The organism is Bisbaumannia pacifica (assembly GCF_007989625.1).
In the GTDB taxonomy this organism is placed as follows: domain Bacteria; phylum Pseudomonadota; class Gammaproteobacteria; order Pseudomonadales; family Halomonadaceae; genus Bisbaumannia; species Bisbaumannia pacifica.
On the sequence record NZ_BJUK01000018.1, the window covers coordinates 1 to 15,627 of the forward strand.

Sequence of the window (15,627 nt, forward strand, 5' to 3'; positions counted from 1 at the left end):
TCAGTCGTGGCTGACCCGGCAGGTGAGCGGCGCTCGGTGCCCCGTCCGCCAGGTGGCCGCCTCGCCCTTGCCGCGGAATTCATGGGTCTCGGAGGCGTACCACATGCCGGAGGCGGGGCGGCGGTCGGTCAGCACCAGCGTTTCGCCGTCGCGAGTCAGGCGCGCCCCCTTGCCCATAAAGGCGATGGTGAAGTCGCTGCCGTCGTCGCAGCGATAGTGGGCGCTCGGCGGCGACTTACCGTCGGCGGGCTGGAGGGGCAGGGCACAGCCGCTGAACAGCGGCAGGACCGCGAGACAGCTTAACCAGCGAATCATGGGCATCGCTCCTTGATGGGAAGGGCCCCAGTATAGGCCATCACGGGGGTGTCCTTGGAGGGCGCAGGTAGGCCAGCCAGTAGACCCCGGCCACCAGCAGGGTGCCGCCCACCAGGTTGCCCAGGGTGACCCAGCCAAGATTGGCCAGGGCCGCGCCCAGGGGTACCGCCGCGGGATCCAGCAACCGGCCCATGGGCAGGAAGAAGCCATTGGCGATGGAGTGCTCGAAGCCGAGGGCCACGAAGGCGCTGATCGGCAGCACGATGGCCAGCAGCTTGTCGGTGACGCTATGGCCGCCCATGGCCAGCCAGACCGCCAGGCAGACCAGCACATTGCACAGCACGCCCCGGGCGAAGGCTTCCAGGGGGCTCAGCCCGACCTTGGCGGTGGCGATGGCGACCAGGGTCTCGCCCAGCCGGCCCTCGGCGAGGCTGGCGCTGTCGGCGAGCCAGGCCAGCGCCACGGTGCCTAGGCAGCCCAGCAGATTGCCCAGGTAGACCAGCCCCCAGTGGCGCAGCAGGCGGCGGGTGGTGATCAGGCGGCTGGCCCAGGCCATGGCCAGCAGGTTGTTGCCGGTAAAGAGCTCGGCGCCGGCGATGACCACCAGGGCCAGGCCCAGGCAGAAGGCCAGGCCGCCGAGCCAGCGGGTCGGACCGAAGCCCAGTTCGGAACCGGTGACCACCACCGCGAAGAAGAGGGCGCCCAGGGAGATAAAGGCCCCGGCCAGCACCCCCAGCACCAGCAGGGTGGGGGCATCGGCCTGGGCCTTGGTGACTCCCAGCGCCTGCACCCGGCGAGCGATCTGCTGCGGCTGATAGGCGTCGTGCTCGGGGCTGGGGGGCGTTGGCATGGGGGCTCCGCTGGCGGGACGCTTTCCCCCACTATAGTGGAGCGCCCCTCAGGCGGCCTGGGCGCGTAGCCAGGCGATCTCCTCGGGCCAGATCGCCGGTTCGATGGTCTCGAGGATCAGCGGGATCTCGTCGATGCGTGGGTCGCGCATGATGGTGGTGAAGGCCTCCAGGCCGATATGGCCCTGGCCCAGGCTGTGGTGACGGTCGACGCGGCTGGCGAAGGCGCTCTTGGCGTCGTTGAGGTGCATGCCGCGCAGGTACTGAAAGCCCACCACCGCCTCGAACTCATCGAGGGTGGCGGTACAGGTCGCGGCGCTCCGCAGGTCGTAGCCGGCGGCGAAGGCGTGGCAGGTGTCCAGGCAGACCCCGACCCGCGATTTGTCCTCCACCTGGGCGATGATCTCCGCCAGGTGCTCGAAGCGCCAGCCCAGGTTGGTGCCCTGGCCCGCGGTATTCTCGATCACCGCGGTGACGCCCCGGGTATGACTCAGGGCCTCGTTGATGGACTCGGCGATGCGGCTCAGGCACTCCGCCTCGCTGATCTTCTTGAGGTGGCTGCCGGGGTGGAAGTTGAGCAGGCTCAGGCCGAGCTGCTCGCAGCGCCGGAACTCGTCGACAAAGGCCTCCCGCGACTTGCGTAGCCCCTCCGGGTCTGGGTGGCCCAGGTTGATCAGGTAGCTGTCGTGGGGAAGGATCTGCTTGGGCGCGAAGCCATGCTCGCGGCAGGCGCGCCGGAAGGCGGCAATGGTCGCTTCCTCCAGGGGCTTGGCCCGCCACTGGCGCTGGTTCTTGGTGAAGAGGGCGAAGGCATCGGCGCCGATCTCCACGGCGCGGGCCACCGCCCGTTCGACGCCGCCGGCGGCACTGACATGGGCGCCAAGGTATTTCATGGTCGAGTCGCTCGTCTGCTCGGTGGAGGGGTATCCTACCCCCTCGCCGCCGCCCGGGGAATTCTCGCTCGTCCCCGGGTTCCAAGGCCCGGGTCGCAGGAGGCAAGGCATGAGCGCAGAGACACTGTTGGGGCAGGAGCCGTGGATTCGTCTGGCCAGTTTCCTCGCCGTGCTGATGGTCATGGCGGCTTGGGAGTTGTGGGCCCCGCGGCGGGCCCCGAGCGTGGGCAAGGCGTGGCGCTGGCTTAACAATGTCGGGGTAGTGGCCCTGGATTCCCTGCTGGTGCGGCTGCTGTTCCCCGCCGGGGCGGTGGCCCTGGGTGCCTGGGTCGAGGACCAGGGCTGGGGGCTGCTGGGCTGGCTTGGGCTGCCCTTCTGGGTCACGCTGCTGGTGGCGGTGGTAGTGCTGGACGGGGTGATCTGGGCCCAGCATTGGGCCTTTCACAAGGTGCCCCTGTTATGGCGGCTGCATCGCATGCACCATGCCGATCCGGACATCGACGTGACCACCGGGCTGCGCTTCCATCCCCTGGAGATCCTGCTGTCGATGGGCATCAAGGTGCTGGCGATCCTGGCGCTGGGGGCCCCCGCGGTGGCGGTGCTGCTCTTCGAGGTGCTGCTCAATGCCACCTCGCTGTTCAATCACGGCAATGTGCGCCTGCCGCCCCGGCTCGATCGCCGGCTGCGCCTGGTGGTGGTGACCCCGGACATGCACCGGGTCCACCACTCCTGGCATCGCGACGAGACCGACAGCAATTTCGGTTTCAACCTGCCCTGGTGGGACCGCCTCTTCGGCACCTACCGTGCCCAGCCCCGGGACGGCCATCAGGGCATGACCATCGGCCTGCACGCCTTCCGCGACCCGCGCTGGCTGCGCCTGGATCGCATGCTGCTGCAGCCCTGGAGTCGCGAGGCCGATGACCCCGCCGCGGATCAACCGACGCCCGATTAGTTCTCGCCCCAAACGGCCTGGCCGTGACGACGCGCCCTGATGGCGACATGGGCGAAGCCAGCCGCGACATGGCATCATGGCGGGCGTTGCGGAGGGCCGGGGCGCGGTGTCCTGTCGGCACTGCCTCCTGGTCGGTGTCGCCGCGCTAGCCCGATGGGATCGGGGCCTGGCTTGACTGTCTTGACCGATTGGTCAAGTCTTGGGTGGTCGCTTACTTCGGGAGAGAAACGATGCGTCTCAAACGCTTGCTGTTGTTGGTCATGCTGATCCTGCCACCCGTCTCGGCCTTGGGCTCGGCGGGTCCGATCGTGGCGGCGGCCTCCTCCCTGCAGTTCGCCCTGACCGAGGCCGCCGAGCGCTTCGGTGCCGAGACCGGTCAGCCGCTGCGCCTGAACTTCGGCGCCTCCGGTAACCTGCAGCGACAGATCGCCCAGGGCGCCCCTTTCGAGCTCTTCCTCTCGGCGGATGAGGCCAAGGTCCTGGCCCTGCATGCGGAAGGCCTGACCGAGGATCGCGGCGTGGTCTATGCCCGCGGTCGCCTGGCCTGGCTGCAGCGCCCGGGACGCGGCGATCTGCCTGGCCCGGAGGACCCCCTGGCCGGGGTGCGCCAGGCCATCGACGCCCATCGGGGCGGCCAGGGCCGGGCGCGACTGGCCCTGGCCAATCCGCAACACGCCCCCTATGGGGTGGCGGCCCGTGAGGCCCTCGAGCGGGCTGGCCTGTGGGCGCCCAGCGAGCCGCTACGCATCTTCGGCGAAAACGTCTCCCAGGCCGCCCAGTTCGCCCTCGCCGCCGAGGCCCGGGGCGGCCTGGTGGCCTACTCCCTGGTCCTGGCGCCGGCACTGGCGGAGCGCGGTGAGCATGTGCTGATCCCCGAGGCCTGGCATGCGCCCCTGAACCAGCGCATGGCCCTGGTCCAGGGCGCCGGGGATACGGCCCGGGCCTTCTATGCCTGGCTGCAGGGCGCCGAGGCCCGGGCGATTCTCGCCGCGCATGGCTTCGCCGCGCCGCCGGGTGAGGGCCGCTGATGGAGTGGACGGCGCTCGGCGTATCCCTACGACTGGCCCTGGCCACCTGCCTGCTGCTGTTGCCCCTGGGGCTCTGGCTGGGGCGTGCCCTGGCCACCCGGCGTTTCCGCGGCAAGGCGCTGTGTGAGGCCCTGGTGGCCCTGCCCCTGGTGATGCCGCCCACGGTGCTGGGCTTCTACCTGCTGTTGGCCTTTGGCGCCGAGGCGCCTTTCGGTGCCTTCTGGCAGCGCCTGACCGGGAGCGGCCTCAACTTCACCTTCGGCGGCATCCTGCTGGCCTCCCTGGTGGTCAACCTGCCCTTCGCGGTGCAGCCCATCCAGCGTGCCTTCGAGGGGGTGCCGACCCACCTTCGCGAGGCGGCCTGGTGCAGCGGCCTGTCGCCCTGGCAGACCCTATGGCGCATCGAGTTGCCGCTGGTCTGGCCCGGGGTGATCTCGGCCCTGGCCCTGACCTTCGCCCATACCCTGGGAGAGTTCGGGGTGATCCTGATGGTCGGGGGCGCCATCGATGGTGAGACCCGCACCCTGGCCATCGCCATCTACGATCGGGTGCAGGCCTTCGATGAGTCCGGGGCGGCGGTGATGTCGGCCATGCTGCTGGCGGTCTCCTTCGTCACCATCGGCGTGGTCTATGGACTGGCCCGGCGTCGAGGAGGGACCTATGAGTGAGGCCATGGCGGAGTCCGGGCTATTGGTGCGCCTGGAGCAGGCCGCGCCGATCCCCCTGGCGGTGGATCTGCACTGTGCGCCCGGGGAACTGCTCGCCCTGGTGGGGCCCTCCGGCAGTGGCAAGACCACCCTGCTGCGGGCCCTCGCCGGCCTCTACCGTCCGGCGGGGGGGCGTATCCGCTGTGCCGGCGAGACCTGGCTGGATACCGAGGCCGGGGTCTGCCTGAGTCCCCAGCGGCGGCGCATCGGCCTGGTCTTTCAGGACTATGCGCTCTTTCCTCACCTCAGCGCCCTGCAAAACGTGATGCTGGCCATGGGCCATCGCGGCGCCGGCGAGCGCGAGGCCCTGGCCCGGGAGTGGCTGGCGCGGGTACGCCTGGCGGGACTGGAGAATCGCTACCCGGCGCAGCTCTCCGGGGGCCAGAAGCAGCGAGTCGCGGTGGCCCGGGCCCTGGCCCGGGAGCCCCGGGCGCTGCTGCTCGACGAGCCCTTCTCGGCGGTGGATCAGGTCACCCGCCGACGCCTGCAGCGGGAGCTGGCCCTGCTGCGGGAGTCCATCGAGATCCCCATCGTGCTGGTCACCCACGACCTGGACGAGGCCGCGGCCCTGGCCGACCGCCTCTGCGTGCTGCACAACGGTCGTAGCCTGCAGAGTGCGCCGCCGGAGCGGCTCTTTCGCCGGCCGGCCTCGCCGGAGGTGGCGCGATTGCTCGACAAGCACAATGTCTTCGAGGGCGAGATACGCGAGGCCGCGGGTGATGCCTGGCTGCAGTGGGGGCCATGGCGGCTGCGCCTGGCCACGCCGCCGGCGGTGCGCGGTCCCGTTCACTGGTATATTCCTCCCTCGGATGTGCTGCTGCACCGTCGTGACCGTCCCTCCCGGGGCGAGCGGGAGAATCCGGTGGAGGGCAGCGTCAGCGAGATGGTGGTACTGGGGGGAATCACCCTGATCACCCTGAGCTTCCCGCATACCCGCGACAGCCTGCGCTTCGAGATCGCCACCCATGCGGCGCGGCGCAACGGCCTGGCCCGGGGCGAGGCGGTGACGGTGTCGTTACTGGCGGCGGGCCTGCATCCGATGCCGCGGAAATCACAAGGAGAGAGCGATGACGACCAACCGTCGTGAGGTAATCAAGGGGCTGGCGCTGCTGCCGGCACTGGGCCTGGTGCCGACCCTGGGGGGACGAGTCGCCCGGGCCGAGGAGGCCGGTCGGGCGCGGGTCACCCTGGCCATTCATACCGGGGACGGCCCGCGGCGGCTCGAGGTGGAGCTGGCCGAGACCCCGGCCGAGCGGCGCCGGGGCCTGATGGGGCGCGACCACCTGGACGCCGAGGCCGGCATGCTGTTTCTCTACGACGGCCTGCAGTCCCCGGAGAGCGGTTTCTGGATGTATCGCACGGGCATTCCCCTGGATATCGCCTTTATCGATGCCGCCGGGCGTATCGCCGCCATTCACAGCATGAGCCCCTGCGACGGCGAGGACCCCAGCCAGTGCCGTGCCTACCCGGCCGGGGTGACCTACCGGGCGGCCCTGGAAGTCAATGCCGGCTACTTCGCCGCCCGGGGCGTCGGCATCGGCGACTGCGTCAGCTGGCCCGGGGCCGCCGCCAGTTGTGCCGCCGAGGGGTAATCGGCCCGGCGCCGTTGGGCACGGGCCTTGGCGCTCTTTTTGTTACTGCCGAACTTGAGGGCGATCAGGGCGATCAGGGCGCTAGGCGTTAGTCCGCCGCTGGCGGCGGGTCGTTGCCTTCTTCTTGCCGCTGCCGAATTTCACGACGATCAGGGCGATACCGGCGATGACCAGGCCGCCGCCGGCCAGCTTATGGATCCCCAGGCTATCGTCCAGCAGCCAGGCCCCCAGGAAGACCGCCATGACCGGCACCAGCAGGGTCAGTGGCACTACCCGATTGACCGGGTGGCGGCGCAGCAGTCCGTACCAGACGCCGTAGGCGACGATGGATGACATCACTGCGGTATAGAAGACCGCGCCCCAGCCCGCCCAGCCGGCCCCGCGCAGGGCCTCCAGGTGATCGCTCTCGAAGAGCCAGGAGCCCAGCGCCACCTGGGGAATGGCGAAGAGCGCCACCCAGCCGGCCAGGGCCAGGGGCGGGATCGTGGGTCCCTGCTTGATCAGCAGCTGGGAGATGGCCCAGCCGAGGGCGCTGAGCAGCAGGATGGCCAGCGGCAGCGGCGAGGGCAGGGTGGGGCCGCCGGCCAGTACCACGATGCCGGCGAAGGAGAGCGCCAGCCCCGCCAGGCGTCGCGGCCCCAGGCGCTCCTTGAGAAAGATCACGGCGAGCAGGGTGGCGAAGGGGGTGCCCATCTGCACCAGCAGGGCGCCGGTCCCCGCTTCGGCCTGACCCAGGCCGATAAACAGCAGGGCAAAGTGCAGGCTGCCGAAGGTCATCGACAGCAGGGCCAGGAAGGGCAGCTGGTGTCGCGCCACCGGATGGAAGGGCACCAGTAGTGCGGCCACCAGCATAAAGCGCAAGGTGGTCAGCAGCAGTGGCGGCAGGTCGTCGACCCCCAGCTTGATAACGATGATATTCAGGGCCCAGATGACGATGACCGCCAGGCCCAGCAGTAAGTCGCGAAGGGGCACGCCGTTTTCTCGATAGTGAGTGAGCGAATCACTCTAGCATAGCGGTGCCCTGGCGTCGGGGGCAGGAAACGCCACGGCGGCACCCGCCGTAGGGGGGGGCCGCCGATCGGACAGTATCGAGGGTGCGAGCCTTAGAACGTCCAGCGAACCATCAGCTGCGGGAGGGACTCGTCGGTGCCGTCGAGGCCGAACTTGTTCTCCCAGTACTGGTACTCGAGGCCGATACCGAAGTTGGGGGTGGCGTGCCAGACCAGCTGCGGCTGGGTCAGCAGCTGGGACTCCAGGTCGCCCTCCTCGGTGATGTAGTCCATGAAGCCTTCGAAGGTGAAGTCGGCGGAGCCGATGGTGAAGGGCGCGTTCCACACCAGGGTGTACTGCTCGGAGCTGCCGCGTGCGGCCGCGCTCTCGTCATTGCGGTACATGGCATGCAGCTTGACGAAGCTGAAGCCGGGCACGTCGAAGTCGAAGCTCAGGCCGGCCAGGTGGGTGGTCTTGCGGGTCGAGGAGTTGCGATCCAGGTCGAGCTGGCCGATGGCATAGACATCGGTCAGCGGGCCGGCGGAGAGGTCGAGGCCGGTCAGCGAACCGAGGTTGCCGCGCAGGCTCCACTCGGCGTGGGCGCTGCCACGATCCTGCTCGTCCTGGGTGCCCTGATCCAGGTTGGTGAAGTCGACGAAGAAGAAGCTGTCGCCATGGGTCCAGCCGGTGGCATTGGCGACGGTGAGGATGGCGTGCTCCTCGGTGTCGATGGTAAAGCCGGCGCCGGCCTGGGCCTCGTAGTCCCAGCCATAGAGCGCCTCTACCTTGGTGGTGCTGTAGAGGGCGGCGGAGGCGGCCTGGCTTATCAGCAGCGTCGAAGCGGCGGCGGCGAGGGCGAGTTTCTTGTGATTATGCATCAGTCAGCTCCAGTCTTGGTGTTATTCCGGGAGCCGGACCCGAGGCGGGGGCTCCCGATCTTGTATACGGTAGCTAGTCGAAAAGTGACAACGACGTGGCGAAAATGTGAACGACACGAAGTGTATACACTTATAGGGAAGCACCGCCGTCACCTCAAGGCATGGGGCGCCATAGCCCATATCAGGGTTCTTGATAGCGCGGCCGCTCGAGAGGACTGGGCGTGATAGACGATCGCCGCCCCGAAGGGAGGGGCGGCGCAGGGAAGTGCGACAGGGGGGATCAGGGCGACGGCATCGGCTTATCGAGGAGGCGTTGGTGAAGCTCGGCCGTGGCGGCGTCGAAGAGCACGAAGCGGACCAGGCCAAGATGCGCGCACTGATGTCCGCGCTCCGTTACCGTGGTCAGGGCGATGCGGGCGGCCTCGGCCATGGGGTAGCCGAAGGCACCGGTGGAGAGGGCGGGGAAGGCCAGGGAGCTCAGCCCCTGGGCCTCGGCCAGCGCCATGGCGTTGCGATAGGCATCGGCGAGCAGCTCGTCGGAGGGTTCATCGACGCCATAGACCGGCCCCAGGCAGTGAATGACATAGCGGTTGGGCAGGGCGAAGGCCGGAGTGATCACCGCCTGGCCCGGACGGATGGGGGCCAGGGGGCGACAGGCCGCCTCCAGCTCGGGGCCGGCGGCACGATGCAGGGCCCCGGCCACGCCACCGCCGGGGCGTAGCTGGGCATTGGCGGCATTGACCACCGCGTCGATATCGGGTTGCCGGGTAATATCGCCCTGACGACACTCGATCTTCAGCATGGACACCTCGATCACGCGGACCACTCGATACAGTGTGGTGTGCCCCCTCTCGCCGGCGCAAGGTGGCTGTTCAGGCGGCAAGGCTTTTGGTCTAATCATGAGCCGGTTAACGACTTCGGAGACGTTGGATGCTCTTTCCGCCCCGTTATGCCCCCCTGGTCTTCTCGGTATTGATGTCGATCTATATGAGTGTCCTGATGACCTGTCTGATCACCGCCATCAATACCGGTTTCGACGAGGGGTTCCTGGAACGCTGGTGGCGCGCCCTCTATATCGCCTGGCCCATCGCTTTCACGCTGATCCTGATCGGGGCGCCGCGACTGCAGCGTTTCGCCGCCTGGCTGATTCGACACCCATCGCGATGAACGAAATGTGGCGAAAGTGCCGCCTTGTCGTGACATTTGTTGCAAAATGATGCGGAAATTTGCAAGCCTCGGCGCAAGTCTGTATCAATAGCCCTCCCCCGTGACGCCATGGCCTGTCTGCCTCCCTTGTATGAGGCGAGACGGCCGCCCCGCGCCTTCGTCGAGGCGGCCCGGCCGTGACAGACAAAGAGGAGAAGGCATGAACCAGCGTGTGAACATCGAACTCGGCAGTCCCGAGGCCGAGGCCTTCGAGGCCCGCCAGTTCAAGGTCTATACCCATCGCCAGCTGGACAAGATCGCGGCGATCCAGGCGCTGCCCGAGGCACTGCGCTTCGATATGAAAGTGGTCAGCCAGGTGCTGCCGTTCCGGGTCAACGAGTACGTGATCGACGAGTTGATCGACTGGGACGCGGTGCCCGAGGACCCGGTCTTCCAGCTCACCTTTCCCCAGCGCGGCATGCTGCGCCCCGAGCACTTCGACGAGGTCGCCGCCCTGATGCGCCGCGACGCTTCCGCCGCCGAGCTCAAGCCGGTGGTGGAGCGCATCCGCGGCGAGCTCAATCCCCACCCGGCGGGGCAGATGGACCTCAACCTGCCGCTGCTCGACGGCGAGCCGCTGCCCGGCATGCAGCACAAGTACCGCGAGACGGTGCTCTTCTTCCCCAGCCAGGGCCAGGTGTGCCACAGCTACTGCACCTTCTGCTTCCGCTGGGCGCAGTTCGTCGGCGACAAGGACCTGAAGTTCGCCTCCAGTGAGGCCGACTCCCTGCACCGCTACCTGGCCGAGCACACCGAGGTCACCGACCTGCTGATGACCGGCGGCGACCCCATGGTGATGAAGGCCAAGCACCTGCGGATGTACCTGGAGGGGCTGATGGCGCCGGAGCTGGACCATGTCCAGGATATCCGCATCGGCTCCAAGAGCCTGACCTTCTGGCCGTATCGCTTCGTCACCGATCCGGACGCCGAGGATATCCTCGAGCTGTTCCGCGAGCTGACGGCGGCCGGCAAGCACGTGGCCTTTATGGCGCACTTCAACCACTGGAAGGAGATGGACACCCCCATCTGCCGCGAGGCGATCCGCCGCATCCGTGCCACCGGGGCCGAGATCCGCACCCAGGCGCCGCTGCTCAAGCATATCAACGACGATGCCGACCAATGGGCACGCATGTGGACCACCCAGGTGCGCCTGGGGATGATTCCCTACTACATGTTCGTCGAGCGCGACACCGGCGCCCGCCACTACTTCGAGGTGCCACTGGTGCGGGCCTGGGAGATCTATCGCGAGGCGATGAAGCAGGTGCCCGGCCTGGCGCGCACCGCCCGCGGCCCGTCGATGTCCGCCGACCCGGGCAAGGTGGAGATCCAGGGGGTGACGGAGATCCAGGGCGAGAAGGTCTTCGTGTTGCGCTTTATCCAGGGCCGCGATGGTGACTGGGTGCAGCGTCCCTTCTTCGCCAAGTACGACGAGGCCGCCACCTGGCTCAACCACCTGGAACCGGCGCTGGGGGAGAGCGAGTTCTTCTATGAGGGGGAATTTGCGGCCATGAAGGATAAGAAGCAGGCGCTGATTACCAAGGCCTAGGCCCGACAACCTGGATATCCGGTCCGGGAGACGCCGTCGCCGAGCCATCGGTGGCGGCGTTCGTGTTTAGGAGAGAAAAGCCGGGCCAATTAATTGACATAATGGTGATTATATTTAACGCTTGGGAGTTTCGCCATTGGCCGTCTTTATCTCCCCCCAATAACGAGGAATTTCCTGTGATCATCGAATACTGTGCGGCGCCTCGCCCAGAGGAGCGGGAGGCTATCCTGCGCCCCCTGGTCGAGTTCAATCGCCACGCCGCGCCGCCGTCCCGCTCCGAGCCCTTCGCCTTCTTCCTGAAGAATGAACGGGGCGAAACCCTCGGCGGCCTGTGGGGCGATATCTTCCATGAGTGGCTTTATGTCGACCTGCTCTACGTGCCCGAGACGCTGCGTGGGGGCGGGCAGGGGGCCGAGCTGATGCGGCGCGCCGAGGCCCTGGCCCGGGAGAAGGGCTGTGCCGGCGTGTGGCTCTATACCTTCGGGTTTCAGGCGCCCGACTTCTACCGCCGGCTCGGCTATGAGTGCTTCGGCGAATTGCCGGTACCCGGTGAGCATCGCACCCGCTATTTTCTCAAGAAACCCTTCGCCTAGTGGCTTTCCCCCTATTTGGCTCGCTTATTGCTGGCACCTCCCGCGGGTCGATTCGGCGGGAGGCCTCGAGGTTGGCATCATGGCTCTCGCGCTTCAAACGTGCGTTAAACGTTTGACTCAGTGTAAAATTAGGCTTTAGTAAAGAGAGCTTTTGGCCGGCGTGGCGCTTCTTCGCGGGAGCGACGTTGAACCGGGGTAAGGCCAGAGGGCTGCACCTCCGCCGAGGCTGAACTATCTTCATGCTGAACCCCGAAGCGAGTGCGAGGCTCGGGCACCAGTGCTCGGGCACGCCCCAGGGGACCAACCATGCCAAGAGGTGTCTAGATGAAACGTCATGTCTTCTCCGCCGCCGCCGTTTCCGGAATGTTGCTGGGCGCGGCCGCCTTTTCCGCACCGGCGGTGGCTCAGGATCGCTTTATCACCATCGGCACCGGGGGCCAGACCGGGGTCTATTATGTGGTCGGGCAGTCGGTCTGCCGGATGGTCAATCGCGGTAGCGACGAGCACAATATCCGCTGTAATGCCCCCTCCACCGGTGGCTCCGTGGCCAACGTCAACGGCATGAAGAGCGGCGAGCTGGATATGGGCGTGGTGCAGTCCGACGTCCAGTATCGTGCCTACCATGGCGAGGCCAATTTCGAGGATGACGGTGCCTGGGAAGGGATGCGTGCCGTCTTCACCATGCACGGCGAGCCCCTCACCGTGGTGGCCCGGGCCGACTCCGGCATCGAGCATATCTCCGACTTCCCCGGCCATCGGGTCAATATCGGTAACCCGGGCTCCGGCCAGCGCAACACCATGAACGTGGTGATGGACGCCATGGGCTGGGATACCGATGTCTTCTCCCTGGCCTCCGAGCTGGACGCCGCCGAGCAGGCCGCGGCGCTGTCCGACAACAATATCGATGCCATGGTCTATGTGGTGGGCCATCCGAATGGCTCCATCCAGGAGGCTACCACCACCGTGGACGCTCGCCTGGTGCCGGTGACCGGTCCCGAGATCGATGGCCTGATCGAGGAGTTCCCCTACTACACCCGAGCGGTGATTCCCGGGGGCATGTATCGCGGCAACGATGAGGACGTGGAGACCTTCGGCGTCGCCGCCACCTTCGTCACGCATGAAGATGTCGACGCGGATATCGTCTATGAGACCGTCAAGGCGGTGTTCGAGAACTTCGATCGCTTCACCCGTCTGCACCCGGCCTTCGAGAACCTCGATGAGGCCAGCATGATCTCCGAAGGCCTCACCGCGCCGCTGCATGAAGGCGCCGAGCGCTACTACCGCGAGCGCGGCTGGATCGAGTGATCCAGCAACGGTAACGGAGGAGGGTTCGCCCTTCCGCTCCTTGGATGCGCGACTCCCCCCCGGAGTCGCGCATCCTGGTTTTCGGCTCCGCATTTTCAGGGAACGACTCGATACCATGGCCAAATTCTTGACTCGGTGGCTCGATCAAACAGGCAGGAATCGCTTATGACTAACGATACGCAGAGACCTCAGGGCTCGGAGGTCGATCTGGAGGAGATGGTCGCCTCCAGCGACTCCGGGGCGCGCAAGCCGCTGGGGGTGCCCGGCAAGCTGCTGGTGAGCATCGCCGCCGTCTGGTCGCTGTTCCAGCTGTGGATTGCCTCGCCGCTGCCCTACCTGGCCGGCGTCGGGGTCTTCAATGCCACCGAGGCACGCTCCATCCACCTGGCCTTTGCGCTCTTCCTGGCCTTTATGGCCTACCCGGCGCTGAAGCGCTCGCCCCGCGAGCGGATTCCCCTGCAGGACTGGCTGTTTGCCGGGGTGGCCGCCTTCTGCGGCGCCTATATGTTCCTCTTCTATGCCGACCTGGCCGAGCGCCCCGGGGCGCCCATCACCCAGGACGTGGTAGTAGGCGTGGTCGGCATTCTGCTGCTGCTGGAGGCGACCCGTCGGGCCCTGGGGCCACCGCTGATGATCGTGGCCCTGGTATTCATCGTCTATTCGCTGTTCGGCCCCCATATGCCCGGCATCCTCGCCCACCGCGGGGTCAGTGTCGATGGCCTGATCAATCACCAGTGGCTGACGACCCAGGGGGTCTTCGGCATCGCTTTGGGGGTCTCCACCAGCTTCGTCTTCCTCTTCGTGCTGTTCGGTGCCCTGCTCGACAAGGCCGGGGCCGGTAACTACTTCATCAAGGTGGCCTTCTCGCTGCTGGGCCACTACCGCGGCGGCCCCGCCAAGGCGGCGGTGGTGGCCTCGGGCATGACCGGGCTGATCTCCGGCTCCTCCATCGCTAATACCGTGACCACCGGCACCTTCACCATCCCGATGATGAAGCGGGTCGGCTTCTCCGCCAACAAGGCCGGGGCGGTGGAGGTCTCCTCCTCGGTGAATGGCCAGATCATGCCGCCGGTGATGGGGGCCGCGGCCTTCCTGATGGTGGAGTATGTGGGCATCTCCTATGTGGAGGTGATCAAGCACGCCTTCCTGCCGGCGCTGATCTCCTATATCGCCCTGATCTATATCGTCCACCTGGAGGCCCTCAAGGCCGGCATGTCGGGGCTGCCCTCCAGCAACCCGGCGCGCCCCTTCCTCAACAAGATGATCGGCTTCCTCACCGGCCTGCTGGCGCTGATGGCGCTCTCCTTCGGCGTCTACTACGGCCTGGGCTGGCTCAAGCCGCTGCTCGGCGCCGCCACCCCCTGGGTGGTGGCGGTGGTGCTGGCGGTGGTCTACGTGGCACTGCTCAAGGTCGGCGCCAACTATCCGGAGTTGGAGCTGGACGACCCCAATTCCGAGGTGATCAAGCTGCCGCAGACGCGGCCCACGGTGATGGTCGGGCTGCACTTTATCCTGCCGGTGATCGTGCTGGTCTGGTGTCTGATGGTGGAGCGCCTGTCGCCCGGGCTCTCGGCCTTCTGGGCCACGGTCTTCATGATCGCCATCATGATCACCCAGCGCCCGATCACCGCGCTCTTCCGCGGGCGCAGTCGCCTGGCCGAGGACATCAAGGAGGGCTTCCTCGATCTCTGGGATGGCCTGGTCACCGGGGCCCGCAACATGATCGGCATCGGTATCGCCACCGCCACCGCCGGCATCATCGTCGGCGCCGTCTCCCAGACCGGCGTCGGCCTGGTGCTGGCGGACGTGGTGGAGGTGCTCTCCATGGGCAACCTGATGCTGATCCTGCTGCTCACCGCGGTGCTCAGCCTGATCCTCGGCATGGGGCTGCCCACCACCGCCAACTATATCGTGGTGTCGTCGCTGATGGCCCCGGTGATCGTGCTGCTGGGGCAGCAGAACGGCCTGATCGTGCCGCTGATCGCCGTGCACCTCTTCGTCTTCTACTTCGGCATCATGGCGGACGTGACGCCGCCGGTGGGGCTGGCCTCCTTCGCCGCCGCGGCGGTCTCCGGGGGCGATCCCATTCGCACCGGCTTCCAGGCCTTCTACTACAGCCTGCGCACCGCGGCGCTGCCCTTCCTGTTCATCTTCAATACCGACCTGCTGCTGATCGAGGTGGGGCTCTGGCAGGGCCTGCTGATCTTCGTGGTGGCGACCATCGCCATGCTGATCTTCGCCGCCGGGTCCCAGGGCTTTATGGTCGCCCGCAACCGCTGGTACGAGTCGCTGCTGCTGCTGTTGATCGCCTTTACCCTGTTCCGTCCCGGCTTCTGGATGGATCGTATCCATGATCCCTACCAGTCGGTGCCGCCGGCAGAGTTCGCCCAGGCGTTGGGCATGGTGGACGAGGGCAGCAACCTGCGGGTGGAGATCCTCGACGAGGATGAGTTCGGTGACCAGTTAACTCGCTACCTGCTGGTGCCGGTGCCGGATGGCGAGAACGGTACCGCGCGCATGGAGGCCCTGGGCCTGAGCCTGCGCAGCGAGGAGGACGGGAGTACCTTCGTGGACAACGTGGCCTTCGGCAGCCAGGCGGAACAGATCGGCTTCGAGGCACTCTTCTTCGACCAGCAGATCCTCTCGGTGATGGCGCCGGTGGATCGCTGGCCCAAGGAGCTGATGTGGATTCCGGCCTTCCTGGTGTTCGGCCTGATCGTCGTCATGCAGCGTCGCCGCCGCGACGCCACGGCCGCCCCGGCGGCCAGCTAAGG

General features: G+C 67.1%; 16 protein-coding genes. 10 read left to right on the forward strand and 6 right to left on the reverse strand.

Going from position 1 to position 15,627, the window contains the following annotated elements; genetic code table 11:
- The 3 genes from HPA02_RS09275 to nfo are packed head-to-tail and all read right to left on the reverse strand — an operon-like array spanning position 1 to position 2,056.
- The gene (locus HPA02_RS09275; RefSeq protein ID WP_186809963.1) at positions 1-315 is read right to left on the reverse strand and encodes an MliC family protein; all 315 of its coding nucleotides are present in this window, start codon (positions 313-315) and stop codon (positions 1-3) included.
- A 40-nt stretch (positions 316-355) separates the two neighbouring features.
- The gene (locus HPA02_RS09280) at positions 356-1,165 is read right to left on the reverse strand and encodes a formate/nitrite transporter family protein (RefSeq protein WP_146802906.1); all 810 of its coding nucleotides are present in this window, start codon (positions 1,163-1,165) and stop codon (positions 356-358) included.
- Positions 1,166-1,213: 48 nt separating this feature from the next.
- Positions 1,214-2,056, reverse strand: coding sequence for a deoxyribonuclease IV (gene nfo / locus HPA02_RS09285; protein WP_146802907.1), 843 nt, complete (start codon positions 2,054-2,056; stop codon positions 1,214-1,216).
- A 109-nt stretch (positions 2,057-2,165) separates the two neighbouring features.
- Here nfo and HPA02_RS09290 point away from each other — a divergent pair, with 109 nt between their 5' ends.
- From HPA02_RS09290 to HPA02_RS09310, 5 genes are all read left to right on the forward strand, one after another.
- Entirely contained in the window at positions 2,166-3,008 is an 843-nt protein-coding gene (locus HPA02_RS09290) for a sterol desaturase family protein (protein ID WP_146802908.1), read from the forward strand.
- 230 nt (positions 3,009-3,238) lie between these two features.
- Positions 3,239-4,036 (forward strand): molybdate ABC transporter substrate-binding protein, encoded by a 798-nt coding sequence (gene modA / locus HPA02_RS09295; RefSeq protein ID WP_146802909.1) that lies wholly within the window; start codon positions 3,239-3,241, stop codon positions 4,034-4,036.
- Positions 4,036-4,704, forward strand: coding sequence for a molybdate ABC transporter permease subunit (gene modB, locus HPA02_RS09300; RefSeq protein WP_146802910.1), 669 nt, complete (start codon positions 4,036-4,038; stop codon positions 4,702-4,704). The genes modA and modB overlap by 1 nt, the downstream gene beginning before the upstream one ends.
- Positions 4,697-5,830, forward strand: coding sequence for an ABC transporter ATP-binding protein (locus HPA02_RS09305; protein ID WP_244945898.1), 1,134 nt, complete (start codon positions 4,697-4,699; stop codon positions 5,828-5,830). The genes modB and HPA02_RS09305 overlap by 8 nt, the downstream gene beginning before the upstream one ends.
- A complete protein-coding gene (locus HPA02_RS09310; protein ID WP_146802911.1) occupies positions 5,811-6,335 on the forward strand; it encodes a DUF192 domain-containing protein in 525 nt (174 codons plus the stop codon). Before HPA02_RS09305 ends, HPA02_RS09310 begins: the two co-directional genes overlap by 20 nt.
- A gap of 81 nt (positions 6,336-6,416) precedes the next feature.
- Here the strand turns inward: HPA02_RS09310 and HPA02_RS09315 are convergent, their stop codons facing one another.
- The 3 genes from HPA02_RS09315 to HPA02_RS09325 all read right to left on the reverse strand — a co-directional run bounded on the left by HPA02_RS09315 (position 6,417) and on the right by HPA02_RS09325 (position 9,005).
- On the reverse strand, positions 6,417-7,307 hold the full coding sequence (locus HPA02_RS09315; protein ID WP_146802912.1) for a DMT family transporter: 891 nt from the start codon (positions 7,305-7,307) through the stop codon (positions 6,417-6,419).
- A gap of 131 nt (positions 7,308-7,438) precedes the next feature.
- Positions 7,439-8,203 carry an outer membrane protein OmpK gene (locus HPA02_RS09320; RefSeq protein ID WP_146802913.1) on the reverse strand — a complete coding sequence of 255 codons (765 nt, stop codon included), beginning with the start codon at positions 8,201-8,203 and terminating at the stop codon, positions 7,439-7,441.
- Positions 8,204-8,483: 280 nt separating this feature from the next.
- Positions 8,484-9,005, reverse strand: a complete 522-nt coding sequence (locus tag HPA02_RS09325) for a macro domain-containing protein (protein WP_146802914.1) — start codon at positions 9,003-9,005, stop codon at positions 8,484-8,486.
- Positions 9,006-9,133: 128 nt separating this feature from the next.
- Here HPA02_RS09325 and HPA02_RS09330 point away from each other — a divergent pair, with 128 nt between their 5' ends.
- From HPA02_RS09330 to HPA02_RS09350, 5 genes are all read left to right on the forward strand, one after another.
- Positions 9,134-9,370, forward strand: coding sequence for a DUF2798 domain-containing protein (locus HPA02_RS09330; RefSeq protein WP_146802915.1), 237 nt, complete (start codon positions 9,134-9,136; stop codon positions 9,368-9,370).
- 199 nt (positions 9,371-9,569) lie between these two features.
- A complete protein-coding gene (locus tag HPA02_RS09335) occupies positions 9,570-10,955 on the forward strand; it encodes a KamA family radical SAM protein (protein ID WP_146802916.1) in 1,386 nt (461 codons plus the stop codon).
- Positions 10,956-11,131: 176 nt separating this feature from the next.
- Positions 11,132-11,548 (forward strand): GNAT family N-acetyltransferase, encoded by a 417-nt coding sequence (locus HPA02_RS09340; RefSeq protein WP_198057182.1) that lies wholly within the window; start codon positions 11,132-11,134, stop codon positions 11,546-11,548.
- 324 nt (positions 11,549-11,872) lie between these two features.
- On the forward strand, positions 11,873-12,853 hold the full coding sequence (locus tag HPA02_RS09345) for a TAXI family TRAP transporter solute-binding subunit (RefSeq protein WP_146802918.1): 981 nt from the start codon (positions 11,873-11,875) through the stop codon (positions 12,851-12,853).
- A gap of 165 nt (positions 12,854-13,018) precedes the next feature.
- Positions 13,019-15,625 (forward strand): TRAP transporter permease, encoded by a 2,607-nt coding sequence (locus HPA02_RS09350; RefSeq protein ID WP_146802919.1) that lies wholly within the window; start codon positions 13,019-13,021, stop codon positions 15,623-15,625.
- The last annotated feature ends 2 nt before the right edge of the window (positions 15,626-15,627 follow it).

What these genes read in the sequence shown, in the direction of transcription:
- modA (WP_146802909.1), top strand. Translation starts at nt 3,239, where the DNA reads ATGCGTCTCAAACGCTTGCTGTTGTTGGTCATGCTGATCCTGCCACCC.
- HPA02_RS09310 (WP_146802911.1), top strand. Translation starts at nt 5,811, where the DNA reads ATGACGACCAACCGTCGTGAGGTAATCAAGGGGCTGGCGCTGCTGCCG.
- HPA02_RS09320 (WP_146802913.1), bottom strand. Translation starts at nt 8,203, where the DNA reads ATGCATAATCACAAGAAACTCGCCCTCGCCGCCGCCGCTTCGACGCTG.
- nfo (WP_146802907.1), bottom strand. Translation starts at nt 2,056, where the DNA reads ATGAAATACCTTGGCGCCCATGTCAGTGCCGCCGGCGGCGTCGAACGG.
- HPA02_RS09330 (WP_146802915.1), top strand. Translation starts at nt 9,134, where the DNA reads ATGCTCTTTCCGCCCCGTTATGCCCCCCTGGTCTTCTCGGTATTGATG.
- HPA02_RS09345 (WP_146802918.1), top strand. Translation starts at nt 11,873, where the DNA reads ATGAAACGTCATGTCTTCTCCGCCGCCGCCGTTTCCGGAATGTTGCTG.
- HPA02_RS09350 (WP_146802919.1), top strand. Translation starts at nt 13,019, where the DNA reads ATGACTAACGATACGCAGAGACCTCAGGGCTCGGAGGTCGATCTGGAG.
- HPA02_RS09275 (WP_186809963.1), bottom strand. Translation starts at nt 315, where the DNA reads ATGATTCGCTGGTTAAGCTGTCTCGCGGTCCTGCCGCTGTTCAGCGGC.
- HPA02_RS09290 (WP_146802908.1), top strand. Translation starts at nt 2,166, where the DNA reads ATGAGCGCAGAGACACTGTTGGGGCAGGAGCCGTGGATTCGTCTGGCC.
- modB (WP_146802910.1), top strand. Translation starts at nt 4,036, where the DNA reads ATGGAGTGGACGGCGCTCGGCGTATCCCTACGACTGGCCCTGGCCACC.
- HPA02_RS09335 (WP_146802916.1), top strand. Translation starts at nt 9,570, where the DNA reads ATGAACCAGCGTGTGAACATCGAACTCGGCAGTCCCGAGGCCGAGGCC.
- HPA02_RS09325 (WP_146802914.1), bottom strand. Translation starts at nt 9,005, where the DNA reads ATGCTGAAGATCGAGTGTCGTCAGGGCGATATTACCCGGCAACCCGAT.
- HPA02_RS09305 (WP_244945898.1), top strand. Translation starts at nt 4,697, where the DNA reads ATGAGTGAGGCCATGGCGGAGTCCGGGCTATTGGTGCGCCTGGAGCAG.
- HPA02_RS09280 (WP_146802906.1), bottom strand. Translation starts at nt 1,165, where the DNA reads ATGCCAACGCCCCCCAGCCCCGAGCACGACGCCTATCAGCCGCAGCAG.